Source organism: Pararhizobium sp. DWP1-1-3, from assembly GCF_049896125.1.
Taxonomy (GTDB): Bacteria; Pseudomonadota; Alphaproteobacteria; order Rhizobiales; family Rhizobiaceae; genus Pararhizobium.
In genome coordinates this window covers 185,881-209,584 of sequence record NZ_JAFCTR010000009.1, presented here as the reverse complement: position 1 = coordinate 209,584, position 23,704 = coordinate 185,881, and the positions used below count along the sequence as shown (strand labels likewise).

Sequence of the window (23,704 nt, the reverse complement as noted above, 5' to 3'; positions counted from 1 at the left end):
GGTGGTCAGTTGACGCTGACGGGCTTGGAACGCATGCGGGACACCGTCTCGCGCTCCGCCCGTTTGCAGCGCATCGGCGGCAGGTTGCGGTCCATCAGGTCCATATCCTCCAGCACCATGTCGCCCATCTTCTTGAAGGCGCTATCGAGCGCTCCAGCCCGATGGGCCGAGCGGAGAAAACCCTTGAGGTTGCGGACGGGATGATCAAGCGGCAATGGCTCGTCGGGATAGACGTCGCTGGCTGCCACGATATGGCCGCTTGCGACCGCCGCCATCAGCGCATCGAAATCGACGACATTGGCGCGGCTGAGCAGGATGAAGGCGGCGCCCGGACGCATGCTGGCAAACGCCGGAGCGCCAAGGAAATGCTGGTTCTCGCTGGTAACGGCCGCGACGACGAAGATGAAATCGCTCTGCGTCAAAACATCCTCCAGGTTCGACGGCGTAACGCCGTTATCGATCAGGATCGAGGCCGGCATCCAAGGGTCGTAGACGCGAGTATGGGTGCGAAAACCGGAGAGCACACGGTTCAGCGCCTTGCCGAGATCGCCAAAGCCGATGATGCCGACATCGGCGCCCGAAAGCAGCCTCGCTTGGACATTGCCTTCGCCACCCCAGAGCTCCCGGCCCTCGCGAAAATCGACGTCCGCATCGACGATGCCGCGGGCGATGTTCAGCGCCATGGCAAGGCCCATCTCGGCGACCGGCTCGGCAAACACTTGGCCCGTCGTCACCACATGGATGCCGCGGGCAAACAGCACCTCATAGGGCATGTTGTTGATCAGGTTGCTTTCGACATTGAGGATACAACGCAGCTGCGGCATCCGCGCCAAGGTCTCGGCGCTCAAGGGCGGCTGGCCGATGATGTAGCGGGCTTCACCGAGGATATCATCGCTGAGCCCGGCGATATTGTCCGGATCGGCTTCGACGATCCGATATCCGGCTTTCAGCTGCTCCAGTGCCTGCGGCGTGAAGATCAGATCGAGCGTGCGCGGCTCCGGCGCGCAGATGGCCAGCGGCCGTTGCGTTTCAGGCATGAAATCATCTCCCTGGCCGGGCGCGGGAAAGGCCCGGCATTCCTCTTGGCCGAACTTGTATTGATGATCCGCCGATTTGCAAGGCGGCTGGCCGCGAGGATCGGGCTAATAATCGAGGCCACGCATGTAGCGGTCGATCGAGCGGGGGGTGCCGGGAGACTGGAACACCGGGCCGTCGCCCTGGCGGCAATTGTTGATGGTCCGGTAGCGCGGTGCGAAGGTCGGGTGCCCCTCGCGCTCGACGACCGTCTGTTCGCAGTAAATCCGTTTGGCATCGAACGCCTCTTCCGGTGTCTTCACACCCGGCAGATCGGTGTAGACCTGCGCAAGCTCAACAGGCGCAGTGGAGAGCGGCGCAGCGACGGCCGGGACAGCGGAGAGAACCAGGGAGGTGGAGAGAAAAACAGTCTGCAGGGTCAACATCTACGTTCCAACTGATGCCCGATCAACGCCACAGGTCTCCCCCGGGCGTGAGGAGACGGTATCGCTTCCGGCGAAGTTGCGCTATAGCCCAACGACTTGAACCAAAGCGCGGCACATCGTCCGGCTGATGTGGGGTTTTCCATGGCAAATACAATACGGCTTCACGAAGGCGATATCTCAGTTGAAGACGCTGCCCGCTACAAGGGTGCCATCGCCGTCGATACCGAAACGCTCGGCCTCGTTCCGCGCCGTGACCGGCTCTGCCTCGTCCAGCTTTCGCCGGGCGATGGCACGGCCGACGTGATCCGGATCGCCAAGGGCCAGACGCAGGCGCCGAACCTCGTTGCCATGCTGGAAGACCCCAGCCGCCAGAAGATTTTCCATTTCGGCCGCTTCGATATCGCCGTGTTGTTTCACACGTTCGGTGTGACGACGACACCGGTGTTCTGCACCAAGATCGCCTCGCGGCTGACGCGGACCTATACGGACCGGCACGGGTTGAAGGACAATCTGAAGGAACTGCTAGAGGTCGATATTTCCAAGCAGCAGCAGTCCTCCGACTGGGCCGCCGAAAAGCTTTCGCAGGCACAGCTGGAATATGCCGCGTCCGACGTGCTGTATCTGCATGCGCTGCGCGACAAGCTGACTGCGCGCCTGATCCGCGACGGCCGCGCCGAGCATGCCGACGCCTGTTTCGCCTTCCTGCCGACCCGTTCCAAGCTTGACCTGATCGGCTGGGAAGACACGGATATTTTCGCACACAGCTGATGCAGCCCATCAAAAATCACCAGACCGGGCCTGTCCTTGAACCGATACGGGTGTGGATCCGCCAGCAGCTGGCCAGGCTGCCACCGGCGCTTGCCGAATTCATTCTGTTTGGACTGAAACAGGCGTGGTCATGCCTGTTTGGCGCCCTTGTGCTGTTTCTGATCATCGTGACCAAGCTGATCTGGAACGAGGATTGGGTGGTCAATCGCTACGATGCGCTGTTTCTGGCGGCGCTGATCATCCAGATTACCTTCCTGCGCCTGAAGATGGAGAGCTGGGAAGAAGCCAAGGTCATCCTGATCTACCATGTCACCGGAACGTGCATGGAGATCTTCAAAGTCCGGATGGGATCCTGGGTCTATCCCGAGGATGCCCTCTTCCAGATTGCCGGTGTGCCGCTTTTCTCCGGCTTCATGTACGCATCCGTCGGCAGCTACATGGCGCGTGCCATCCGCATCTTCGACATGCGGTTCACCCACTATCCACACTTCGCCCTGACCGCCCTTCTGGCGGCCGCCATCTACATCAATTTCTACAGCCACCATTATATAATCGATATGCGCCTGGGGCTGTTTGCGGCCACGCTTCTGCTTTTCGGGCGGGTGCGGATCTGTTTTACCGTGGAGCGGGAGGCACGCTGGATGCCGTTGGTTCTGGCGGCCTTCCTCACCAGCATCTTTCTCTGGATTGCCGAGAACATCGGCACGGCAACGGGCATATGGCTTTATCCCGGCCAGACCGAGTGGCACATGGTATCGCTGCAGAAATTGGGCTCCTGGTACCTGTTGCTTTATGTCAGCTTCGTTCTGGTGACGATCGTGTGCAAACCCCAGCCACCGGCGAAAATGATCGGAAGGACGGCTTGGCCTCCTCACGACGCATGACTGACCGCTAATACAACGATCGCGAAAATAGGTTAATCAGACATTAAAGGTTGCCGGTTACTGTTTACGACATCCCACGTTGCAGACCGCGCGGAGCAGCCATGATTACCCCTCTTCAGTCCAGTGCCGCAATCGTTACCACCACTCTGATGCAGTCGATGATCGACCAGGCGGACGAGAAGCGTGCCGAAGACGAAAAGAAGGCGCGCAGGGAGACGAAAGAAGACGATATCCTCAAGGCACGCATTTCGGCAAGCAAGAGCCATGCCGCCCTGAACGACAAGGTCAATGCCCATTTCTTCGGCGCCCTGAAGGGCGACGACAGCCCCATGGTCGCGCTGATCTCGCGTTTTCTCAATATCCTCGGCGTGAGCCGTGACGAGGGCGAATCCGACTCGGATTTCGGTACCCGTGTCGAGGATACGCTGACGCTGGTCTCGATGATCGGCAAGAAGGAAGCGAACCTCCCTGTCAGTTCGCCCATCCCTGGTGGAGCACAGGAGATCACCCTGGCTCGCTTCCGGGTCAAAGTCGATGACATCGATGCGGTGCTCAACGGCACCGCCGAAGAGCCGACCGAAATGACGAAGATGGCTGCCCGCTTCGTGACGCGTTACGGTCTGACACAGACCGACGGTGAAGAGGATCTGCCCTACAGCAAGCGCATCGGCGAAACGATGGCAAGCGTGCGCAAGTCGATGCCGGCCGATATTGCAGAGCTTGAAACCAAGGCCGGTTTGAGGGACCTTGGGATCACCACGGCCCAACTTGTGGATGCGATCAAAAACCCCACCGGCAAGCAGGCGCAAATCATCCAGGAAGCTCTCGATGATGCGGCGCGCGATACCGGCGGATCGAAGGAAGACAAGCAGATCGCCATCCAGCGGCTGGAGGATGTCGCCGATCCAAAATCCATCGAAGAACTGAAGCTTGAAAAGACACAGCAGCCCGACCCAACCCGCGTCGAGACTGCCGAAACGCGCAAGGAGCGCGAAGAGGATATTCGCAAGCTGGAGGCGGGCGAGAAACTGGAGGACATCAAGGACGTTCAGGAGACGATCGAGAAGGTCAACGATGCCATCCTCGGCGCACCCGGCCAAACCGATACACCGGCCGCTGACGGCAAGCCCGCAGCAGAGGTCGTCACATCGGGCGATCTGCTTCTGACTCTGGCTGCGGGCGCCGAAATGGCGGAAATCGAAGAAGAGGCCGAAAGCGCTACTGCCAGCAGCACGGCTGGCCGCACCGATGCGGTCGATACGGAAGCCGGAACGACGGACACGTCAGAGGAAGCCAAGGAAGAGGCCGATGCGGCCGTTCTGCTGGCCCGAGCCGGCTCAGGAGACGCAGCAGCGCCTGCAGGCGGGGATGCGGAAGCAAGCGGCATTCTGCCCGTTAGCCTGGATGAAAACGGGATTTACGAAATTCTCAAGCGTCAGGCCCAAGGAACGCGGGCCGCCTGATCGAAACCGCAGCTTGAACGACAAGATAGCGCGCTCAACATGACGCCTCAACCGATTGGATCGATTTGACATGCTGTTTCCCACCCAGCAAGCGGCCGCGACCGGCATTACTTCCCTGATGCAATCGGTCATCGATGACGCCGAAAAGCGCCGGGTCGAGGAAGACGAGAAGCTGAAAGGCAAGAAGGACGACAAGGTCCTCAAGACACAGCTGCGTTCCGACGAGGTGCAGAGCGCCGCCAACGATAAGATCAACGCGCATTTCTTCAATACGAGCGCTCTCGATGTCAACGCGATGAAGATCAAGCTGATCGAATCGCTTGGGGAAATGCTCGGCATCGAAAAGCAGGAGGGCCAATCCGGTTACAGCTACGGAGTGCAGCTTGAAAAGGCCATTGCGCAACTCGATCCGCAGCAGAAATTTGCCTTGACCGACAAGCTTGGGCTCAATGAGCTCAAAATTTCCCTTGATGACCTCGTGAAGGCGATCAAGAACCCCTACGGCAAGCAGGACGACAAGCTCGAACTCGCCTTGGAAGAACGCGCCACCGGCCTTTCGGGAACCACGACGTCACGGACGAAGACCCTGCAGAGGATGGAGGCTATTGCCGATCCGAAAACCCTCGAGGAACTGAAACTTGAGCGGGCGGGAGAGATCAGCGACCCGACCAAGGTCGAGGACGAGGAAACGAAGGCTGAGCTTGAAGAGCATATTGGCGCATTGGAGGCCGGAGAAAAGCTGGAGGATGTCAAGGACCTTCGCGCAGCCGTGAAGACGCAGAACGAACAGGCGCTCGGGAAAGGTACTGCCGAAACCGGTGCAACCGAGGACCCGGTGGCGGTGGCCGTCGAGACGATCCAGGTCCTGGCGGCGGTGGATGGAGAGGCGATCGGCAGCACCGTGGACCCGACAGAGGCAGCTGAGGGCCTTGCCAGCGAGATGGCCGACAAAGGTCCAGCAAACGCCAATGGCAAGAACGATATTTCGTTGAGCGAACAGGACGAGGTCTACCTGATTGCCAAGAACGGCCCGGACATGACCGACGTTGCCGACCCGTCAATCCTACCGATTGCGGTCGATGAAAACGGCATATACGCGCTGCTTTTACAGAAGGAAAAGCAAGCCGCCTGATTACGCCTGACGAGGCCGAGGCGCGCCACCATCACTTCCTGGGGCAAAACCCTATTTTGCCCGGGTGCGGATTTCCTCAAAGCTCCAATCGCGCAGCAGATCGCCGTTCTTCCAGACCGTTTCAAGATGATTGTGGCGATCCTTGAGCTCATCAAGGCGCGCCGCTTCGAGGCCACCCAGACCGCTGACAACGGCCTGACGGCCCGCCTTTGAAGCCTTGACGTTCATGGTCGCGGGGCGTTTGAAGACATCGTGCCATTTGCCGGTTTCATCGAGACGCGCATTGGCTTTCATGGCGAAGGAATAGGTGTCGCGGTTGACCTTCTGCAAAAGCCCGCCGCCCATGCCGAAGGCGATGTTTTCGGCCGAAAAGCCGAAAGCCTCCAGCCGGCCGAGGATTTGGCTAATATCGGCGTTGGAAATACCGTCGCCCTGGATCACCCGGACGGACTTGTCGAGCACCTTGTAGCCCTTGCCGTTCAGCGTTGAGCCGAAGTGACAGTCTAGCTGCTTGATCACATGAACCGGCGTCTCGATCGGATCGCCGCTGTCGGGCCTTATGACCACCGTACCGCCGCTGGCCCTGACCTTTTCACGCAGCTGCTTGCCCCAGATTTCCGAGACGGCATAGTTGATATCGTAGCTATCCGACACGACGGCGAACATGCCCCCGCCGGCAAAACGATCGATCATGTTGGAATAGGCTTCGGCTTCCCGCTCGACGCCCCAGGCGGTCATCGTCGAGTGTTCGGATGCGGGGATCGAGAACCCGGCCATTTCGGCGCCATAGTAGCGCCGGGCATAAAGCACGCCGCTCATCGTGTCGGTGCCCATGAAATTGACGAGATGGGCAGCGCCGCCGATACCGGCCTGCTCAAGCGCGCCGACCCCACGCGCGCCAAAATCGTGCAGGCGGAAGGGCAAGGCGGCGTCCGGGTCGTCGCAGGTCTTCTCAAGAATCGGCCGGATGATCTGCTTGACCTTGCGGGCATTGCTGGCGACCGACGACGGATACCAGACGGCGCGCAGCAGCGCGGTCTCGATATAGGATGTCAGCCAGAAACTCTCCGGATCGGTATTGACCACCTGCACCATCGGCACGCCGCGGCGCAGCAAGGTGCCCTCCGGCAGGGCCTGGATTTCCAGCGGCAGGTAGCCGCCGAAATGACCGAGGATCCGCATCCAGCCGGCGCGGTTGAACGGCAGGCCATGGGCAAGGACGATCGCTTCGGCTTCATCGATATCGGCTGATGTCACCGGCTTGCCGAGATATTCCTTCAGGAACATCTGCAGGCCGAAGAACAGGACGTCGGCCTGATCCGGATGTCCGCGCGTTTCGATATAAGCGGAGATTGCCCGCGTGCCCGGCGGATATTGTAGGAAATGGCTGAACTTGTAGCTATCGGTGTTGAGGATCAGGTTGGTCAAGTTCATCGCATTCCCCCCGAAAGCAATTCCATGCCCACCGCACAATGGCCGGTGACGCAGCGCCAAGATGTACGCGAGCGAAGAAAGGGCGGCAAGGGCCAACGGGCGGCCTTCCGCCCAAGATAACCCGCCTTCGGTATGGTTAATATTCTGTCAATCATTCTGCCCTAATATGAAGGACATACAATGCTCGGCCACCTTGGTTCCGAAGCAGCCGCCGCAGTCTGGTTTGGCCGTGAACGAGCCGTCGGGCATGCGCATGAAGCGCCAATATCCCCTGACATATGCGTGGCGACGTCCGGTCCTTAGCCGGCATACCGCACAGCCACGGAGCTTCAACCCGAGCTTGACGGAGATTGCGATGCTGATGCCCATTCTCTCAGTCAAAACGCCCCTCGCAGTGGCACAGGCGGCCGTCGCCGTTGAAACCGTCACGCCCAAGGAACGGACACTGCCCGTCTCGATGCCGGGGCGAATTTCGGGAATCCAGTCGGAAGCGGTTCTCAAAATCCTGGAGACGCTGAACCGGCATCTGCTCGGAAGCGAGCCCCTGCCGAAGGATGCGTTGATCCGCCTGCTCGATACGCTGGCAAAAATCCTAAAATTTCCGCCACTGCCGCAGGAGACGCTGCGCGATTTCGGCAAGCGGCTGGCCGTCTTTCTCGAAACGCTGCCGCCGGCAGCCCGGGCAGCGCTGGAAAAGCAATTGGGGCAGCACAACCTGGCGATCTCTGTCAAGATCCTCGCCGAGGTGCTGAAGATGCCCTCGATCATCGATATGCCGCGACTGCTGGACAAGCCCTTCGTGCCGCCGATGGTGCCGCGTACCGGCGTCGGCCAGCCCGATGGCAGGCCGCTGCCAACGCAGTCACAACCGCAGGGACAGACACCCGTGCCGGGCCGGCAGGCGCCGGTGCCCGCCTTGCAAACGATCATGGCCAGCCCCCCTGTCGTCATTGCCGACCCCGGGATGTTGCAGGCCGCACTGAAAAAGGCTTTCGGTGGCGACGAAACGACGCCCGCCATTTTAGCCTTCGAAGAAAGCCTCAACGAGGACGGTCCGGCAACTACCTTGCGCGCGGAGCAGCCGGCAAAGGCTCCGACGGCACGCGGCAGTGACTCAGCGCCGGTCAGCGGGCAACCTCAACAGGCCGCGAAGGCAAGTTCCGACACGATCCCGCTGCTGCGCGCCGCTGCGGCCTTTCTCGCTGCCGATCCGGAGGCCCTGTCCCTGGTCGCCACAATCGCTTCCGACATGGATGGACAGTTGAAGGCGGAGTTGGTGGAGGAACTGGGGCTCGACCTTTTCGAGCCAAAGGACGCATCCACACAGCCGGAGGATTCTGCCGGGGCGGACAAGACTGGAGCCGACATCGATGGCGGCGATCTCAACACGCTGGAAGCCGAGACAGACACGCGGGCAACTGCGGAAACGTCAACTGTCAAACCGGCCGGCGCCCGCAATCTCACCGAAGTTGACGGCTTCAAGGGGCACGATCTCGGAGAGTGGGAACTGGAGCCCCAGGCACAGGATCAAACGTTCACGGATGCCGAATATATTCCTTCGCCCTTGGACGACGCGGAGATGGACCGCTCGGAAAGAAGCCTCGCCCAGACGCTGAAGGCCCTGGTCGAAGCCAGCCTACCGCTGCCCGGCGGCGCGAATGCGCCAGAGACGCTGTTTGCCATGCTGGCCGCCGAGACGGCGGATATGGGCGCCGAGATCCTGTTTGCGCAGCTGGAAGCCACCGACAATGCCGAGATGATGCCGGACACATCCCTGCTCACCGGCGATATCGGCGACGGGATGGAGATGGCGGGGATGGAACCGGACACATGGAGCGCAATGCTGGATGGACCTGAGGAAAAAGCGGCCGGCCGCCAGACGCTCCTGCATTCCGCGACGATGGAAGAGAATGCACGCGAAGCCCTGACGCCGCGGCTGCCCGACGCGGGCATTATCCGCGACGCCATCCCCTTTGCTATGATCCCCTACCTGCCGGCAAAGACGCTAGACGCGCGCGCCATCGAGTTGGAGGACGAGGAGAAACAGGCCTTTGCGGACGAAGAGGACAAAGGCCAGCAAGGCGAAGACGGCGACCACCCGGAAAGCCGGGAAGAGGATGGGCCCACTGCGCAGCAGACCGATCAGGACGAGCGCGAGAACGACGGCGACGCCGCCTATGATCTCTACCGCCGCATGGGCGGATACGGCTGAGCCCATTCGCGCGCAGATACCACTTGGAACAGGAAACGAAAAAGCCCGCGGAAATCGCTTTCCGCGGGCTTCTTTATTCAGACTGCAGAGGCTTATTCGCCGCCGCGGTTCTTCAGGGCTGCGCCCAGGATGTCGCCGAGCGAAGCGCCACTGTCGGACGAACCGAACTGTGCGACGGCTTCCTTCTCTTCAGCGATTTCCAGAGCCTTGATCGACAGCATGACCTTGCGGTCCTTCTTGGAGAAGTTGGTGACGCGGGCGTCGACAACCTGACCAACGGAGAAACGCTCCGGACGCTGTTCGTCGCGGTCACGCGACAGATCGGCACGGCGGATGAACGAGGTGAGGTCTTCGTGGTTGACGAGCTTCACTTCGATGCCACCGTCGTTGACGGCCAGGACTTCGCACGAGACAACGGCGTTCTTGCGCAGATCGCCAGATGTAGCGGCATCGCCGACTGCATCCTTGCCGAGCTGCTTGATGCCGAGCGAGATGCGTTCCTTTTCGACGTCCACATCCAGAACGACGGCCTTGACCATGTCGCCCTTGTTGAACTCTTCGATGACCTGTTCGCCCGGACGGTTCCAGTCGAGGTCGGAGAGATGCACCATGCCGTCAACGTCGCCGTCGAGGCCAATGAACAGGCCGAATTCGGTCTTGTTCTTGACTTCGCCTTCAACTTCCGTACCAGCCGGATGGCTGTGCGCGAATGCCTGCCACGGATTCTCGAGCGTCTGCTTGAGGCCGAGCGAAATGCGGCGCTTGGTCGGGTCGACTTCGAGAACGACAACGTCGACTTCCTGCGTCGTCGACAGGATCTTGCCGGGATGTACGTTCTTCTTGGTCCAGGACATTTCGGAAATGTGGATCAGGCCTTCGATGCCCGGCTCCAGCTCTACGAATGCACCGTAGTCGGTGATGTTGGTGACGGTACCGGAGATCTTCTTGCCGACCGGGTATTTGGCACCAATGCCATCCCAAGGATCCGACTCGAGCTGCTTCATGCCGAGCGAGATGCGGTGGGTTTCCTGGTTGATGCGGATGATCTGAACCTTGACCTGCTGGCCGATGTTCAGGATTTCCGACGGATGGTTGACGCGGCGCCATGCCATGTCGGTGACGTGCAGCAGGCCGTCGATGCCGCCGAGGTCAACGAACGCACCGTAATCGGTGATGTTCTTGACGACGCCGTCAACAACCTGGCCTTCTTCGAGGTTCTGGACGATTTCCGAACGCTGTTCAGCACGCGATTCTTCAAGAACCGTACGGCGCGAAACGACGATGTTGCCGCGGCGCTTGTCCATCTTGAGGATTTCGAAGGGCTGCGGGTTGTGCATCAGCGGAGTGACGTCGCGGATCGGACGAATGTCGACCTGGGAGCGCGGAAGGAAGGCAACGGCACCATCCAGATCGACGGTGAAACCACCCTTGACCTGATTGAAGATGACGCCTTCGACGCGTTCGCCGGCTTCGAACTTGACTTCGAGACGGATCCAGCTCTCTTCGCGGCGAGCCTTTTCGCGCGACAGAACAGCTTCGCCCATCGCATTTTCGATGCGCTCGACGTAAACTTCGACTTCATCGCCGACCTTCAGCGTGCCGTCCTTGGCCTTCGCGCCGAATTCCTTCAGAGCGATACGGCCTTCGACCTTGAGGCCGACGTCAACGATTGCGACGTCCTTCTCGATGGCCGTTACAATACCCTTGGTGACGTAGCCTTCGGCAAGATCCTGCGTAGCAAAGGATTCCTGCAGCAACGCGGCAAAATCGTCGCGGGTGGGGTTAGCTTGAGACATGAATACTCCTGATGTGCCTTCATGGGGCACAGGCGCCGGGGGTTAGCGTTGACAGGTCCAAAAACCATCCGCTCCAATCATGAAGGAGCAAATCCGGCGCGGGGATGGTGGTTCGGACTATTTCGTCGCAGGCTTGACCGGAAAATCGTGGTTCAATTTTCCGAACCTGCTGAATGCTTCAATGCGGCATCGACAAACGTCTTCGCCGTTAAGAATGCGGCCTCTATACTCATTTCGGACGTATCTAGCAAGTGCGCATCGGAAGCCGGGCGCAGCGGGCTGTCGGCGCGTCCCATGTCGCGTTCGTCACGTTTGACGATATCGGCCAGGATCTCCAGGAAATCGGCCGGAATGCCGTTGCCGACGATCTCGTCGAACCGGCGCCGCGCCCGCACTTCGGCCGAGGCGGTCACATAGAGTTTCACCGGCGCATCCGGGCAGACGACGGTGCCGATATCGCGGCCATCGAGCACCGTGCCGGGTTCACGCAGCGAAAAGGCGCGCTGCGTCTCGACAAGCGCCTGGCGCACCAGCGGCATGACCGCGATCTTGGAGGCCGCTTCGCCGATTGAATGGGCGGAAAGGACGCTGCGGTCGAGCCCTGCAAGCTCGATGTCGCGAGCCATCTGCTCGGCGATCCTTTCGTCGTCCAAAGGCAGTCCGGCATCCAGCAGCGCCTTGGCCGTGGCGCGGTAGGTCAGCCCGGTATCGAGATGATGGAAACCGTATTCCTCAGCGATCCGGCGCGACAATGTCCCCTTGCCCGCAGCCGCAGGTCCGTCGATGGCGATGATGAAAGTCATTGTGCTACCTGAAAATGGATATGATCGTCGTGGCGTGCCGCGCTCTGGAATCTCACAGTACCGTTGTCCGCGGCAAGCGTTTTTGCGAAATCCACCTCCGGTCCTGGCCAGACCATCCACGCACTTCGGCGGTAGATAAAAAAACTCAACGGGCGTGGAACCCGCTATCCGCGACTTTGCATGCTGCGTAACACCAAGTTGCAGAATGGTCATCCTCTCTTCCAAAGAAAAGCGCAGCGGACGCTTGCAGAAGTTAATCTTTGACAGACGGGGCCAAGACGATTATGGGGACCGGCTAATTCATTTCACCTTCAACGCCGGTATTCCGGCAGATGCCGGTAATTCCGGCCATTCAAGAGGCTTTGACCGTGGCAAAAGCGGAACTTGGAACAAAACGCGTCGATCCGGAAACGGGCCGTAAATTCTACGACCTGAACAAGGACCCGATCGTTTCTCCCTATACCGGAAAATCCTATCCGCTCTCCTTCTTCGAGGAAACATCCGTTGCCAAGGTAATGGAAAAGGCTGCAGAAGAAGACGAGGTTCAGGAAGTCGATACCGAGAACCCTGAAGTCGAACTGGTCTCGCTCGAGGATGCCGACAGCGAAGCAGCCGGCGGCGACGACATTCCGGATCTGGGCGATGACGACGTCGAAATCGAAGGCGATGACGACGATACGTTCCTGGAAGCAGACGAAGACGACGAGGACGGCCTGTCCGACCTGATCGGCGTCTCGGACGACGACGACGAGGTCTAAACCTCACAGAATTCAAACAATTGCGTCCGCACGGGGTTTTCAACCCTCATGCGGACGCAAGGCTCCGGGCGCACACAATAAAAACGTCGCCCTTTGTCTTTTTCGGCTTGCCATCTTCAAAAAGCAGAAGTATGAAGCCGCCAACCGACCGGACAAACAGTTCGGACGGCCTTCCCGGAACCGGCTTTGCCGGACCCAAAATGGGGCTATAGCTCAGCTGGGAGAGCGCTTGCATGGCATGCAAGAGGTCAGCGGTTCGATCCCGCTTAGCTCCACCAATTTCTTAAATTGATACAATCACTTGCTAGTTTTGCCTACACGGGCTCAAATTTGTATTTCTTTTAGGCCCCCAGGCACCTCCGAGGGCGATTTCGGTATTTTCGCAAACATCGCCGCCGCTCGGCTGAAGTAATGGCCCTAGGTCTTACATCAGGCTCTCGCAGGGCAACGCTTTACAGTTGAATCGTAAATCACATATAATGTTTGTGGGTGAGATGATCGACTTAAACCGTTTACCGCTTAGGCCGATCGTGGCCGCAATGGAGAAAGCGTCATGACCGCCGGAATGTCGATGAGATGACCTACGTACCGACCATTCCTGATTGGTTTTTAACCCGCAAGGCTGCGCAGGTAACGGCTTTCTTTGCCCTGCAAGCTGGTGGCGCGATCAACATTCTTAAAGCCACCAAACTTCTTTACCTCGCGGATAGGCTGAGCATGGAGCGGCGGGACTTCCCAATTACGAATGATACCTACGTTTCGATGAAGTTTGGGCCCGTGAACTCCTACACTTACAGCTACATGAATGGTGTTGCACCGTCTCGCCAGGACGATTGGCATGAATTCATCTCACCTCGGCACCACGACAACCTCCCTCTGTCTCAACAAGTTGAGGTGGGCGATCTGGACGAATTGAGCCGTGGCGACCTGAAGGTGCTGGAAGACACTTGGGAGAAGTTCAAGGACATCGACCGTTTTGAGTTAGCAGAATGGACTCACTATTTTTGCCCGGAATGGAAAGACCCTGCAGGCTCTTCTATTCCCATTGAACTCGCAAGGATTTTCCAAGTCCTCGATAAAAAAGATCCCATTGACCTTGCTGAAGACCTTCAGAACGAGCGCCGAATGGTGTCCACCTTCAGGGCGGCATGACAGGATACATTCCCTATCGCACAGCGTCATTCCTTGGACCGATCAACGAGGTTCATCACCTATTCGCAGTTATGAACGGACCCTGTGGCGAGAAGCAATGTCTCATCATAAACGTGACTACGATCAAAGCTGGCAAAAGCCACGATACATCCTGCGTTCTTGAAGCCGGAGCCCATCCATTTATCAAGCATCCAAGTTTTCTTTTGTACCGACTGGCTCAAATCACTCGCGCCGCCCATATTGGCAACATGATCGATAAAAAATACTACCTCACTCGCGAAGACTGGGACGCGGGGGTATTTCAGCGGATTGTTGATGGCATCCGGATTTCTGACGATACATCCGGCCGAATAATCCGCTATGCCGATCAGAACGGGATTGTTTAGTTACATCGTAGATATCGGTCGTCTGCGGTTATGCCAGCCTTGAGGCGCGGCGTATCGAATGCGACCATCGTTGGCGTAAAGCCCGCCTCTCGTTTCATGAACTTGCCGCACTCAATCGTGCGCCGCTATTGCTCGGAGAATGGAGAAGGCATTCTCGCCGGGCGCTCGTGCTCCCTACAGGTCGCTCTTCCTCGCGAACTCAATGAGTGTCTGCCTATTGGGCTCGCTATGATGTCGAAGTGCGACGCGCCGCACCTAACAGTCCGCCCCTCATCTTTTCCATTGACTGCAAGCCACCCTCGCGCTCCAACCGTCTCCATAGCAAACGACAGCAGGAGCACACCATGGATCTCGGCATCAACGGCAAACGGGCACTCGTTCTCGGCGGCAGCAAGGGGCTGGGCCGCGGGATTGCCGAGGCGCTGGCGGCAGAGGGAGCGATTGTTGCCCTGACGGGGCGGGATCAGGCCAAGTCGGCGTTGAGTGCGGCGGAGATCGGTGATTCGGTCCGCGGATTTGCGCTTGATCTTGAAGACCCCGATGCCATTGACCCATTCCTCGACCGGCTTGCGGCCGATTTCGGTGATATCGATATCCTCGTGTTGAACGGTGGCGGGCCGCCGCCAAGCCTGGCTTCGGAGATCAATCCGGCGTTCTGGCGCGCGCAATTCGATACAATGGTGCTGGCCGGCATGCGCATCACCAACCGTTTGCTGCCGTCCATGCGGCAGAACGGCTGGGGGCGGATCATGGCCGTGGCTTCCACCAGCATTCGCGAGCCGATCGCGGGCCTCACCGCCTCCAACGCGCTGCGCAGCGCCGTTGCCGGCTGGCTGAAGACGCTGGCGGGGGAAGTGGCGGCCCAAGGCGTTACCGTCAACATGCTTCTGCCTGGCCGGCTGGCGACGGACAGAACGCTGAGCTTCGACAAAATGGATGCCGAAAGCGAAGGCTTGAGCCTCGAGACGGTTGCGGCGCGCAGCCAGTCAGACATTCCGGTCGGCCGCTATGGTACGCCAGCCGAGTTCGGGGCGGTTGCAGCGTTCCTGGCCAGCCGTCAGGCAGGCTACATTACCGGTATTGCTCTGCCAATCGACGGGGGCCTCAGCCGGGCAATGCTGTAGCTGGATTCATTGCTCCGGCTCGCCGGCCGCCCGGTCCACGGACGGCCGGCGAGCCGATGCTGCTATTCGGTTGGTTCGGCCTCGAACCATGAATTGCTGAAGGTCAGATTGGCCATGGAAACAGCTCTGCCTTTGTCATCGCGAACCACAACGGATACTGCGCCGTTTGGCTGCTCGCCAATCTCGTCCTGGACGACATCCAGCAGGATCCGGCTGACTTCCCGGGTCACGCTTTCGCGTGTTGAGAGCTCCAACCCGTCTTCGTCGCGCGTTGCGCCGTCGCCGTTGTGCAGATCGAAAAAGTATCGGCTCATCATCTTTGCATCCCTTGAACGATCAGGAATTCGCCGGAATGAAAATAGTTCCTGAAATCAACAGGATTCGTCATTCATATGTCAATGTTAAATGAGCCCCGGCCGTTTGTGGGATAGGTGGAGAGCCCATCCCTCACATGGCATGCCGCAAATTGATCGATTCCCTTCTTCTCAATCTCCAAAGCCATGATGTGGTGTTGCCGCACGAGGTGGCACTGCTCAGGAACCTGATCTGGCGCGACCGGCGCTTCAAGGTCGACGAGGAGATCGTGGTCGAGGGATCGCGGCCAGGCTACAGCACGCTGCTGATCGACGGCTTTGCGGCGCGTTACAAGTTCCTGGCCGACGGCACGCGCCAGATCACCGCCCTGCACATTGCCGGCGATTTCGTCGATCTGCACGCATTTCTGCTCAAGACCATGGACCATGGCATCGTGGCCATGTCGCAATGCCATGTGGCATTCGTCGAGCACGGCGACCTCAAGGCCATCACCGAATCACAGCCGCATCTCAGCCGCCTGCTCTGGCTCGACACGCTGATCGATGGCGCCATCCACCGCGAGTGGATCGTGGCGATGGGGCGGCGCTCGAAAAAGTCGCATCTCGCCCATCTGGTCTGCGAATTGTTCATGCGGCTGCAGGTGGTCGGGCGCACGACCGGCTACAGCTTTCATTTTCCACTGACGCAGGTGGAACTTGCCGATGTTCTCGGCATATCGCTGGTGCACCTCAACAAGACCCTGCAGATCCTGCGCAAGGCGGAGTTGCTGACCTGGATCGGCCAGATGATCACCATTCTCGACTGGCCGCGCCTGCAGGAGCTGGCGCAGTTCGACCCGACCTATCTCAGCCAGACGGTCGAGCCGCGATAGGCCTGAAGCTCTTCTTCTAACGATGCGCGGCCCAGGGTACGAACCAGCGCTCCAGCAGGCGCGCCAGGATTTCGAACAGGAACGCGATCGCGGCAATGACGATGATGCCGGCAATGACGATGTCGGTGACGAGGAATTGCGCGGCAGACTGGATCATGAAGCCGAGACCGCGGCTTGCCGCCACCAATTCGGCTGCCACCAGCGTCGACCAGCCTGCGCCGAGCGCGATGCGGGTTCCAGTCAGGATCGACGGGATGGTGCTGGGCAGGATCACCTGCAGCAGGATCTGCAGACGGGAAGCCCCAAACGATCTGGCCGCATTGATGAAATCGGCAGGCGCCGATTTGACCCCTGCGGCGGTCGACAGGATGATCGGTGGCAGCATGGCGAGCGAGATGACGGTGATCTTCGAGGCTTCGCCGATGCCGATCCAGATGATGATCAGCGGCAGATAGGCCAGCGGCGGCAGCGGCCGCAGGAATTCGACGATCGGATCGAGAATGCCCTTGCCGACACGGCTGGTGCCGATGGCAAGACCGGCTGGAATACCGATGACGATGGCGGCGGCAAGGGCTGCAAAGATGCGCAGCAGGCTGGCCAGCGTGTGCTCGGCAAGCGTCGAATCGACGAAGCCATTGACCGCAACGGAATAGATCGCCTTCAGGACGATCAGAGGCGACGGCAAAAAGAGCGGCGACACGAGGCCATAGGCCGAGGCAAGGCTCCAGGCGGCGACGATGACGGCGATGGTTGCCAATGAGACCGGCAAGGTCCCTAAGCTGCGCCTGGGCTTTTGCGCTTCGATCACGGCATCCGCAGGCACAGTCGGGGTGACGGGTACAATGGCGCCGATATTGATGGTCATGCCGCTTCCTCCTCGCTATCCGCATGAATGAGGCCGTTCAGGCCATCGTGAAGACGCCGGTATTCCGGCGTATTCTTGATAGCCTGCAGTGATTTTCCGCTGAGCAACTGCCTGCCGAAGCTTGCCGGGATATCGGCGATGATACGGCCGGGATTGGGCGCCAGCACGATGACGCGGGTGGCGAGCAGCATGGCCTCCTCGATACTGTGGGTGATCAAGAGCGCTCCGGTCTTGCTGTCCGACCAGACCTTGAGCAGGAATTGCTGCAGGCGGGTGCGGGTCAGCGCATCGAGCGCGCCGAGCGGCTCGTCGAGCAGCAGGAAGCGGGGCTCGGAGGCCAGCGCACGGGCGATGCCGACGCGCTGGCGCATGCCGCCTGACAGTTCCCAGATATTCTTGGCACCGGCATTTTCCAGGCCGACCTTGGCGAGCAACTCATCTGCCCGCAGCCGGCGCTCGCCCTTGGCGATCCCCTTGAGCTTCAGCGGAAAGGCGACATTGTCGCGGGCGTTCAGCCAGGGATAGAGCGCATCGTCCTGAAAGACGACCGCACGATCGGCGGCCGGCCCGGTAATATCCATGCCATCCACAGAGACGCGGCCGGACGTGGGTTTGAGGAACCCCGCGGCAAGGTTGAGAAGGCTAGTCTTGCCGGAACCGGAGCGGCCGATGACCGCAATGAATTCATCCGAGGCAAGATGCAGCGTCACGCCATCCAGCACCAGCCGCGTTTGACGGCTGTCGCGCTCGGCCGGAAACGCCAGGGATACGGATTGCAGCGACAGGACGCTCATGATCACACCGATGGTTTGTGGCGCTGGAATCCCTGATGGATTCCAGCGCCTGTTTCTTAAAGGCCGGCCTTGGCGGCTTCGCCGACCCAGCGCGACGAGACGTAGGGCGCATAGTCCGGAAGAACCGCCGGAATCTTGCCCTGTTCAAGCAAGAAGGCCGAGGTTTCCGCCACGGCCTTTGCCGTACCGCCGCCGAGCAGATCGGCACCGGCCTGCTCCTTGAGAGATGGGAAGTGATAACCCTTCAGGAGAGCGGGAACTTCCTCGACCTTGGCGCCGGTGAGCTTGGCGATTTTTTCCGCTTCCGGCGATGCGGCATTCCAGCTGTCCGGATTGGCAAGGTAGGATGCGTAGGCCTTGCCGGTCACCTGGACGAAGCCGGTCACGATTTCCGGATGTTCCTCTGCGAACTTCTTGCTGACGATCCAGGCATCGAAGGTCGGACCGCCCCATGAAGCGACATCCGCCGACGTGGCGAGCACGCTGCCGGTTTTTTTCAGCTCCGACAGGACCGGATCCCAGACGTAGGCGCCGTCGATATCGCCGCGTTCCCAGGCGGCTGCGATTTCCGGCGGCCGCAGGTTGAGGATTTCGACCGATTTCGGATCGACCTTCCAGTGCTTCAGCGCCGTCAGCAGGCTGTAATGGGCAGTGGAAACGAAAGGCGTGGCGATCTTCTTGCCGGCAAGACCTTCGGGCTTGTCGATGCCCTTGACGGCCAGCGCTTCGGCTTCCGAGATCAGGCCGACGACGAAGATCGTCTCGATCGGAATTTCGCGGCTGGCGGCAGCAGCCAGCGGCGAGGAGCCGACATAGCCGATATCGAGCGAACCGGAGGCGATCGCGGTGATCACGTCGGCACCGCTGTCGAATTTCTGCCAGTTGATCTTGGCGCCGGTGACCTTTTCATAGGTCCCGTCGGCCTGCGGGACGCGCGACGGCTCGACGATCGGCTGGTAGCCGATATTGACGTTGACGTCGGCGGCGTATGAAAAATTGCTCTGCGTTGCAAAGGCGAGAACGGCCAAGGTGGCGGTTCCCAAAAGGCGGCGTCGGTTGATTGTCATGTCCCTCTCCCGGCAATGGTTCAATGGCATTCCGCGCCGAAGGCTCCGGTGGAATGATGTTTAATCATTGTAAAATTCATAGAATTTATAGAGATAAAAAATTCCTGAATTCGCTATGCTTTCGTAATGCGAATCTAAATTAACGAAGGACTTGGGTCTTTTCGCCGGAATGGTACTAAACAGAGAAAAACGCGACCGAAAGACAGGGGATGGCAGGATGAAGACAATGCAGATCTACGCCTTCGACATGAACTGCGTCGGGCACATCAATCATGGCCTGTGGACGCATCCGCGCGATCAGTCGGTGCGCTATACCGATCTCGACTACTGGACGGATCTGGCCATCACCGCCGAACGGGGCAAGCTCGATGGGCTGTTCCTGGCGGATATCGTCGGGGTCTATGACGTCTACAAGGGTAGCCCAGCACCGACGATCCAGACCGGCGCGCAGATCCCGGTCAACGATCCGCTGATCCCGATTTCAGCCATGGCGCATGTCACCAGGCATCTGGGCTTCGGCGTCACCGTCAACACAACCTACGAGCCGCCATTTCTACTGGCGCGGCGGATGTCGACGCTGGACCACCTGACCAAGGGGCGGATCGGCTGGAATATCGTCACCGGCTATCTCGACAGCGCTGCCCGCAGCATGGGTATGGAGCGGCAGCCGGACCATGACGCCCGCTACGACGCGGCGGAAGAGTATCTCGAGGTGCTCTACAAGCTCTGGGAAGGCAGCTGGGACGACGATGCCGTGCTACGCGACAAGACGGGCCGGATATTTGCCGACCCCTCCAAGGTGCGGGCCGTGAGATATGATGGGCGCTATCACAAGATGGAGGGCATCCATCTCAGCGAGCCCTCGCCGCAGCGGACGCCGCTGTTGTTTCAGGCCGGCGCTTCGGTGCGGGGGCAGGATTTTGCCGGCAAACATGCGGAATGCGTGTTCATTGCCAGCGCCGCGCCGCAAGCCGCCAGGCCGATCGTTGAAGGCTTGCGCCGCAAGGCCGAGGAATTCGGCCGGGGCCGCGATGCCTTGCGCATCCTCAATCTGTTGACCGTCGTTGTCGGGCGGACGGAGAAGGAAGCGCAGGACAAGCTGGAGGACTATCGCCGCCACGCCAGCATCGAAGCGTCACTGGCACATTATTCAAGCTCCATCGGCATCGATCTATCCAAATATGGGCTGGATGAACCGATCGAACAATTGACCACCAATGCCAACCAGTCGGCACTGGCGGCGATCACCAAACAGGCGGCAAAGCCGGTGACGGTGCGGCAGATTACCGAGCAGATGGTGCTGGGAAGCCGGATGAAGCCGGTAATCGGCTCGCCGGAGCAGATTGCCGACCACTTGCAGATGTGGATCGAGGAGGCCGGCATCGACGGCTTCAATCTCGCCCGCACGGTCGCGCCGGAGAGCCTTGGGGATTTCGTCGATCTGGTCGTGCCGGTGCTGCAGGAACGCGGTCTGTTCAAGGCCGATTATGCTGAGGGTCCGCTGCGGCAGAAACTGTTCGGCGGCGGAGACGGAAGGCTGACCGCCTCCCATCCCGCCGCCGCATTCAGGCATAAAAGAGATTAGCCGGCTATTTATGATCCAGTCTGGCGACGAGGCGGTCGCCAAGCCACTGGATGCCGCAGACCAGAATGATCAGCACGATCACCACGGCAATCATCACCGTGGTCTCAAACCGCTGGTAACCGTAGCGGATGGCGAGATCGCCGAGGCCACCGGCGCCGATGGCGCCGGCCATGGCGGAAGCTCCGACCAGGGTCACCAGTGTGACTGTAAAACCGGAGATGATGCCCGGCAGCGCTTCCGGCACCAGCACTTCGCGGATGATCGTCCAGCGATTGCCGCCCATGGCGCGCACCGCATCGATCAGGCCACGATCGACCTCACGCAGCGACACTTCGGCAATACGGGCGTAATAGGGCGTGGCGGCAATCGCCAGCGGCACGATGGCAGCCCAGGTGCCGAGCGCCGTTCCGACGATCAGCCGCGTCAGCGGGATCAGCGCGACGAGCAGGATGATGAAGGGCACGGAGCGGAAGCCGTTGACGATGGCGCCGAGCACGCTGTTCAACCAGGGCTTTTCGGCAATGCCGCCACGGGCGGTGGCAACGAGCGCCAGACCGAGCGGCAGGCCGGCGACCAGCGAAATGATGCCGGAGGCGCCGGTCATCAGGATGGTTTCCCACAGAGAGCGGAAAAGCAGTTCAAGCATGATTGGTGTCATAACCAAGCACCTCCACCCGCGCACCGCGAGCTTTTAGAAAATTCTGGACCTGTTCCGGCAGTGCTGCATCGCGTGTCGGAACGGCAATGAAGAACCGCGCCACCGGCTGGTCCTGGATATGATCGATACCGCCGTGAACGAGGCGGAAAGACTGTGGCAGCGCCTGCGACAGATCGGCAAACAGCGCGCCCTGCGCAGCAGGTCCTGCCATATCGATGCTGAGAATCTGCTCGGCACCGGACACCGGCGACAGCCGCGCGGCGATGGTGTCCGGCAGTTGCGGGCGGATGCCGCTGAGCAGGCTCTGCGTGATCGGCGCCTGCGGATCGGCGAACACCGACCAGACCTGGCCCTCTTCGACGATACGCCCGGCATCGATGACGGCGACCCGGTCGGCGACGCTGCGCACCACTTCCATTTCGTGGGTGATCAAAAGGATGGTCAGGCCGAGCTTGCGGTTGATGTCCTTCAGCAGAGCCAGGATCGAGCGCGTCGTTTCCGGGTCGAGCGCCGAGGTGGCCTCGTCCGACAGCAAAAGTGCGGGACGGGCAGCAAGAGCGCGGGCGATGCCGACGCGCTGCTTCTGACCGCCAGATAGCGACGAGGGATAGGCTTTCGCCTTATCGGACAGCCCGACAAGGTCGAGCAGTTCGGCGGCACGCTTCAGGCGCTCGGCCTTGCCGAGGCCTTCGATCTTCAGCGGCAAGGCGACGTTTTCCTCCACGGTCTTTGCCGACAGAAGATTGAAATGCTGAAAAATCATGCCGATACGGCGGCGCAGTGGTTGCAGATCCTTTTCGCTCAGGCCGGTGATATTGCGGCCTTCGATATGGATTTCGCCGCTATCGGCCTGTTCCAGCCCGTTCAGGCAGCGGATCAGCGTCGACTTGCCGGCACCGCTGCGGCCGATAATGCCGAGGATTTCGCCCTTGCGCACCGTCAGCGACACGCCGTCCAGAGCAGGCGTCGTGCCGAAGCTCCGCTTGACGTCCGTCAGCCGGACGACCTCTTCGGCCAGCGGCGGTACCGCGATCGCAGACGCGGAAACAACAGAATTCATGCCTTGTCCTTCGTTGGGTTTTCGGCGTTTGGTTTCGGGCGTCTCTATAACGCCCAAGGCGGCCCCGGCAAATGAATGCCAGAGCCGCCCGGTTTTGAAGTCGTTCGACGGACCGCCGATAGTGATCAATAGGCGCTGATGCCGGTGCCCTTGTAGACCTTGTCGAATTCGGCCTTGACGGCGTCGTTCTGGTAGGCTGAGACCAGTGTCTTCACCCAGGATTCGTTCTCGCTGCCCTGCTTGACGGCGATGAAGTTGCGGTAAGGATTGTTGTCGACCGGCTCCTGGGCGATGCGGTCGTCTGCAGACAGACCGCTCTTCAGCGCCCAATCGGTGTTGACGACGGCGGCATCGAGATCTTCGATCGCGCGGCCGACGACGCCGGCGTCGAGTTCCTTGATTTCGACCTTCTTCGGATTTTCAACGATGTCGGCGATCGTCGCCAGGATCCCGGTGCCATCCTTGAGCTTGATGATACCTTCGTTCTGCAGCACGCGCAGGGCACGGCCTTCGTTCGACGGATCGTTCGGCACGCCGATGACGGCACCTTCCGGCAGTTCGGCAATGGTCTTGAACTTCTTGGTGTAGAGGCCGATCGGCCAGACGCCGGTATAGCCGACATTGACGATGTGGTAGCCGTGCTGCTGGATCTGATTGTCGAGATAAGGCTGGTGCTGGAAGGCGTTGGCATCGACTTCGCCGCGCTCAAGCGCCTCGTTCGGCTGGGTGTAATCGTTGAAAACGATGGTTTCGATGGTCAGGCCCTGCTTTGCAGCTTCTGCGGTGACAACGCGCCAGACATCCTCGTCCTCACCGCTGATGATGCCGACCTTGATCGACTTGTCTTCGGCAAAGCTTGCCGACGGCGCGGCAAAGCCAGCGATCGCAGCGGCGGAAACGGCAAGAGCGGTCAGGGCCGCGCGGCGCGAGAGAGTGTGAAGAAACGTCTTTTTGGTCATTGTCAGTCCCGTCCTGTCAAATGAGGCGAGCGCCCCGGTGTGGGATGGTTATCGCAAAATAGGATGCACTGGGCGAAGCACGAACGCCTCTTATCAGGTGATGGCCGGGAAAACTCTTGCGGATGTCCGGCTGTTTATGGACACAAATTTCCATAAAA

General features: G+C 60.0%; 23 protein-coding genes and 1 tRNA gene. 12 read left to right on the top strand and 12 right to left on the bottom strand.

What is annotated here, in order from left to right; genetic code table 11:
* Nucleotides 1-5 precede the first annotated feature (5 nt).
* Nucleotides 6-1,037: a hydroxyacid dehydrogenase gene (locus ACP7BS_RS19225; RefSeq protein WP_426239393.1), complete on the bottom strand. Its 1,032-nt coding sequence runs from the start codon at nucleotides 1,035-1,037 to the stop codon at nucleotides 6-8.
* A 105-nt stretch (nucleotides 1,038-1,142) separates the two neighbouring features.
* On the bottom strand, nucleotides 1,143-1,460 hold the full coding sequence (locus ACP7BS_RS19220; RefSeq protein WP_426230940.1) for a hypothetical protein: 318 nt from the start codon (nucleotides 1,458-1,460) through the stop codon (nucleotides 1,143-1,145).
* A 141-nt stretch (nucleotides 1,461-1,601) separates the two neighbouring features.
* Here ACP7BS_RS19220 and ACP7BS_RS19215 point away from each other — a divergent pair, with 141 nt between their 5' ends.
* The 4 genes from ACP7BS_RS19215 to ACP7BS_RS19200 all read left to right on the top strand — a co-directional run bounded on the left by ACP7BS_RS19215 (nucleotide 1,602) and on the right by ACP7BS_RS19200 (nucleotide 5,707).
* Nucleotides 1,602-2,228 carry a ribonuclease D gene (locus tag ACP7BS_RS19215; protein ID WP_426239392.1) on the top strand — a complete coding sequence of 209 codons (627 nt, stop codon included), beginning with the start codon at nucleotides 1,602-1,604 and terminating at the stop codon, nucleotides 2,226-2,228.
* On the top strand, nucleotides 2,228-3,112 hold the full coding sequence (locus ACP7BS_RS19210; RefSeq protein WP_426239391.1) for a DUF817 domain-containing protein: 885 nt from the start codon (nucleotides 2,228-2,230) through the stop codon (nucleotides 3,110-3,112). The genes ACP7BS_RS19215 and ACP7BS_RS19210 overlap by 1 nt, the downstream gene beginning before the upstream one ends.
* A gap of 101 nt (nucleotides 3,113-3,213) precedes the next feature.
* Complete coding sequence (locus ACP7BS_RS19205; RefSeq protein ID WP_426239390.1) at nucleotides 3,214-4,575, top strand: hypothetical protein; 1,362 nt, start codon at nucleotides 3,214-3,216, stop codon at nucleotides 4,573-4,575.
* A 70-nt stretch (nucleotides 4,576-4,645) separates the two neighbouring features.
* A complete protein-coding gene (locus ACP7BS_RS19200; protein ID WP_426239388.1) occupies nucleotides 4,646-5,707 on the top strand; it encodes a hypothetical protein in 1,062 nt (353 codons plus the stop codon).
* Nucleotides 5,708-5,758: 51 nt separating this feature from the next.
* Here ACP7BS_RS19200 and ACP7BS_RS19195 read toward each other — a convergent pair whose 3' ends face one another.
* Complete coding sequence (locus ACP7BS_RS19195; RefSeq protein ID WP_426239387.1) at nucleotides 5,759-7,141, bottom strand: nicotinate phosphoribosyltransferase; 1,383 nt, start codon at nucleotides 7,139-7,141, stop codon at nucleotides 5,759-5,761.
* A gap of 355 nt (nucleotides 7,142-7,496) precedes the next feature.
* On the opposite strand from ACP7BS_RS19195, the gene ACP7BS_RS19190 reads away from it, so the two are divergent.
* Entirely contained in the window at nucleotides 7,497-9,353 is a 1,857-nt protein-coding gene (locus tag ACP7BS_RS19190) for a hypothetical protein (protein ID WP_426239386.1), read from the top strand.
* A gap of 92 nt (nucleotides 9,354-9,445) precedes the next feature.
* Here the strand turns inward: ACP7BS_RS19190 and rpsA are convergent, their stop codons facing one another.
* Nucleotides 9,446-11,149 (bottom strand): 30S ribosomal protein S1, encoded by a 1,704-nt coding sequence (gene rpsA, locus ACP7BS_RS19185; protein WP_426124856.1) that lies wholly within the window; start codon nucleotides 11,147-11,149, stop codon nucleotides 9,446-9,448.
* A 152-nt stretch (nucleotides 11,150-11,301) separates the two neighbouring features.
* Nucleotides 11,302-11,952 (bottom strand): (d)CMP kinase, encoded by a 651-nt coding sequence (gene cmk / locus ACP7BS_RS19180; protein ID WP_426239385.1) that lies wholly within the window; start codon nucleotides 11,950-11,952, stop codon nucleotides 11,302-11,304.
* Between the two features lie 368 nt (nucleotides 11,953-12,320).
* Between cmk and ACP7BS_RS19175 the strand changes: the two genes are divergently transcribed.
* The 5 genes from ACP7BS_RS19175 (at nucleotide 12,321) to ACP7BS_RS19155 (ending at nucleotide 15,372) form a co-directional block, all read left to right on the top strand.
* Nucleotides 12,321-12,710 carry a TIGR02300 family protein gene (locus tag ACP7BS_RS19175; protein ID WP_060638155.1) on the top strand — a complete coding sequence of 130 codons (390 nt, stop codon included), beginning with the start codon at nucleotides 12,321-12,323 and terminating at the stop codon, nucleotides 12,708-12,710.
* Nucleotides 12,711-12,912: 202 nt separating this feature from the next.
* A tRNA-Ala gene (locus tag ACP7BS_RS19170) sits at nucleotides 12,913-12,988 on the top strand.
* A gap of 298 nt (nucleotides 12,989-13,286) precedes the next feature.
* Complete coding sequence (locus tag ACP7BS_RS19165) at nucleotides 13,287-13,862, top strand: Panacea domain-containing protein (protein ID WP_426239384.1); 576 nt, start codon at nucleotides 13,287-13,289, stop codon at nucleotides 13,860-13,862.
* Nucleotides 13,859-14,248 carry a hypothetical protein gene (locus ACP7BS_RS19160; RefSeq protein ID WP_426239383.1) on the top strand — a complete coding sequence of 130 codons (390 nt, stop codon included), beginning with the start codon at nucleotides 13,859-13,861 and terminating at the stop codon, nucleotides 14,246-14,248. The genes ACP7BS_RS19165 and ACP7BS_RS19160 overlap by 4 nt, the downstream gene beginning before the upstream one ends.
* A gap of 344 nt (nucleotides 14,249-14,592) precedes the next feature.
* Complete coding sequence (locus ACP7BS_RS19155; RefSeq protein WP_426239382.1) at nucleotides 14,593-15,372, top strand: SDR family oxidoreductase; 780 nt, start codon at nucleotides 14,593-14,595, stop codon at nucleotides 15,370-15,372.
* A gap of 62 nt (nucleotides 15,373-15,434) precedes the next feature.
* Here ACP7BS_RS19155 and ACP7BS_RS19150 read toward each other — a convergent pair whose 3' ends face one another.
* Nucleotides 15,435-15,686: a DUF6894 family protein gene (locus ACP7BS_RS19150; protein ID WP_426239381.1), complete on the bottom strand. Its 252-nt coding sequence runs from the start codon at nucleotides 15,684-15,686 to the stop codon at nucleotides 15,435-15,437.
* A 152-nt stretch (nucleotides 15,687-15,838) separates the two neighbouring features.
* Here ACP7BS_RS19150 and ACP7BS_RS19145 point away from each other — a divergent pair, with 152 nt between their 5' ends.
* Nucleotides 15,839-16,558 (top strand): Crp/Fnr family transcriptional regulator, encoded by a 720-nt coding sequence (locus ACP7BS_RS19145; RefSeq protein WP_426230930.1) that lies wholly within the window; start codon nucleotides 15,839-15,841, stop codon nucleotides 16,556-16,558.
* 16 nt (nucleotides 16,559-16,574) lie between these two features.
* Here the strand turns inward: ACP7BS_RS19145 and ACP7BS_RS19140 are convergent, their stop codons facing one another.
* Genes ACP7BS_RS19140 through tauA form a run of 3 tightly spaced genes read right to left on the bottom strand, consistent with a single transcriptional unit; the run spans nucleotide 16,575 to nucleotide 19,284 of the window.
* Nucleotides 16,575-17,423 (bottom strand): ABC transporter permease subunit, encoded by an 849-nt coding sequence (locus ACP7BS_RS19140; RefSeq protein WP_426239380.1) that lies wholly within the window; start codon nucleotides 17,421-17,423, stop codon nucleotides 16,575-16,577.
* Nucleotides 17,420-18,217 carry a taurine ABC transporter ATP-binding protein gene (locus ACP7BS_RS19135; RefSeq protein ID WP_426239379.1) on the bottom strand — a complete coding sequence of 266 codons (798 nt, stop codon included), beginning with the start codon at nucleotides 18,215-18,217 and terminating at the stop codon, nucleotides 17,420-17,422. Before ACP7BS_RS19135 ends, ACP7BS_RS19140 begins: the two co-directional genes overlap by 4 nt.
* Nucleotides 18,218-18,273: 56 nt before the next feature.
* On the bottom strand, nucleotides 18,274-19,284 hold the full coding sequence (tauA, locus tag ACP7BS_RS19130) for a taurine ABC transporter substrate-binding protein (protein WP_426239378.1): 1,011 nt from the start codon (nucleotides 19,282-19,284) through the stop codon (nucleotides 18,274-18,276).
* 217 nt (nucleotides 19,285-19,501) lie between these two features.
* Between tauA and ACP7BS_RS19125 the strand changes: the two genes are divergently transcribed.
* Complete coding sequence (locus tag ACP7BS_RS19125) at nucleotides 19,502-20,869, top strand: LLM class flavin-dependent oxidoreductase (RefSeq protein ID WP_426239377.1); 1,368 nt, start codon at nucleotides 19,502-19,504, stop codon at nucleotides 20,867-20,869.
* A gap of 4 nt (nucleotides 20,870-20,873) precedes the next feature.
* On the opposite strand, the gene ACP7BS_RS19120 is transcribed toward ACP7BS_RS19125, so the two are convergent.
* From ACP7BS_RS19120 to ACP7BS_RS19110, 3 genes are all read right to left on the bottom strand, one after another.
* Nucleotides 20,874-21,527 (bottom strand): methionine ABC transporter permease, encoded by a 654-nt coding sequence (locus ACP7BS_RS19120; protein ID WP_426239376.1) that lies wholly within the window; start codon nucleotides 21,525-21,527, stop codon nucleotides 20,874-20,876.
* Nucleotides 21,508-22,587, bottom strand: a complete 1,080-nt coding sequence (locus ACP7BS_RS19115; RefSeq protein WP_426239375.1) for a methionine ABC transporter ATP-binding protein — start codon at nucleotides 22,585-22,587, stop codon at nucleotides 21,508-21,510. Before ACP7BS_RS19115 ends, ACP7BS_RS19120 begins: the two co-directional genes overlap by 20 nt.
* Nucleotides 22,588-22,712: 125 nt before the next feature.
* Nucleotides 22,713-23,546 (bottom strand): MetQ/NlpA family lipoprotein, encoded by an 834-nt coding sequence (locus ACP7BS_RS19110; protein ID WP_426239374.1) that lies wholly within the window; start codon nucleotides 23,544-23,546, stop codon nucleotides 22,713-22,715.
* Nucleotides 23,547-23,704: the final 158 nt, after the last annotated feature.

Excerpts from the sequence above, each read along its gene's own strand:
- ACP7BS_RS19225 (WP_426239393.1), bottom strand. The coding sequence starts at position 1,037 with ATGCCTGAAACGCAACGGCCGCTGGCCATCTGCGCGCCGGAGCCGCGC.
- ACP7BS_RS19220 (WP_426230940.1), bottom strand. The coding sequence starts at position 1,460 with ATGTTGACCCTGCAGACTGTTTTTCTCTCCACCTCCCTGGTTCTCTCC.
- ACP7BS_RS19215 (WP_426239392.1), top strand. The coding sequence starts at position 1,602 with ATGGCAAATACAATACGGCTTCACGAAGGCGATATCTCAGTTGAAGAC.
- ACP7BS_RS19210 (WP_426239391.1), top strand. The coding sequence starts at position 2,228 with ATGCAGCCCATCAAAAATCACCAGACCGGGCCTGTCCTTGAACCGATA.
- ACP7BS_RS19205 (WP_426239390.1), top strand. The coding sequence starts at position 3,214 with ATGATTACCCCTCTTCAGTCCAGTGCCGCAATCGTTACCACCACTCTG.
- ACP7BS_RS19200 (WP_426239388.1), top strand. The coding sequence starts at position 4,646 with ATGCTGTTTCCCACCCAGCAAGCGGCCGCGACCGGCATTACTTCCCTG.
- ACP7BS_RS19195 (WP_426239387.1), bottom strand. The coding sequence starts at position 7,141 with ATGAACTTGACCAACCTGATCCTCAACACCGATAGCTACAAGTTCAGC.
- ACP7BS_RS19190 (WP_426239386.1), top strand. The coding sequence starts at position 7,497 with ATGCTGATGCCCATTCTCTCAGTCAAAACGCCCCTCGCAGTGGCACAG.
- rpsA (WP_426124856.1), bottom strand. The coding sequence starts at position 11,149 with ATGTCTCAAGCTAACCCCACCCGCGACGATTTTGCCGCGTTGCTGCAG.
- cmk (WP_426239385.1), bottom strand. The coding sequence starts at position 11,952 with ATGACTTTCATCATCGCCATCGACGGACCTGCGGCTGCGGGCAAGGGG.
- ACP7BS_RS19165 (WP_426239384.1), top strand. The coding sequence starts at position 13,287 with ATGACCTACGTACCGACCATTCCTGATTGGTTTTTAACCCGCAAGGCT.
- ACP7BS_RS19160 (WP_426239383.1), top strand. The coding sequence starts at position 13,859 with ATGACAGGATACATTCCCTATCGCACAGCGTCATTCCTTGGACCGATC.
- ACP7BS_RS19155 (WP_426239382.1), top strand. The coding sequence starts at position 14,593 with ATGGATCTCGGCATCAACGGCAAACGGGCACTCGTTCTCGGCGGCAGC.
- ACP7BS_RS19150 (WP_426239381.1), bottom strand. The coding sequence starts at position 15,686 with ATGAGCCGATACTTTTTCGATCTGCACAACGGCGACGGCGCAACGCGC.
- ACP7BS_RS19140 (WP_426239380.1), bottom strand. The coding sequence starts at position 17,423 with ATGACCATCAATATCGGCGCCATTGTACCCGTCACCCCGACTGTGCCT.
- ACP7BS_RS19135 (WP_426239379.1), bottom strand. The coding sequence starts at position 18,217 with ATGAGCGTCCTGTCGCTGCAATCCGTATCCCTGGCGTTTCCGGCCGAG.
- tauA (WP_426239378.1), bottom strand. The coding sequence starts at position 19,284 with ATGACAATCAACCGACGCCGCCTTTTGGGAACCGCCACCTTGGCCGTT.
- ACP7BS_RS19125 (WP_426239377.1), top strand. The coding sequence starts at position 19,502 with ATGAAGACAATGCAGATCTACGCCTTCGACATGAACTGCGTCGGGCAC.
- ACP7BS_RS19120 (WP_426239376.1), bottom strand. The coding sequence starts at position 21,527 with ATGACACCAATCATGCTTGAACTGCTTTTCCGCTCTCTGTGGGAAACC.
- ACP7BS_RS19115 (WP_426239375.1), bottom strand. The coding sequence starts at position 22,587 with ATGAATTCTGTTGTTTCCGCGTCTGCGATCGCGGTACCGCCGCTGGCC.
- ACP7BS_RS19110 (WP_426239374.1), bottom strand. The coding sequence starts at position 23,546 with ATGACCAAAAAGACGTTTCTTCACACTCTCTCGCGCCGCGCGGCCCTG.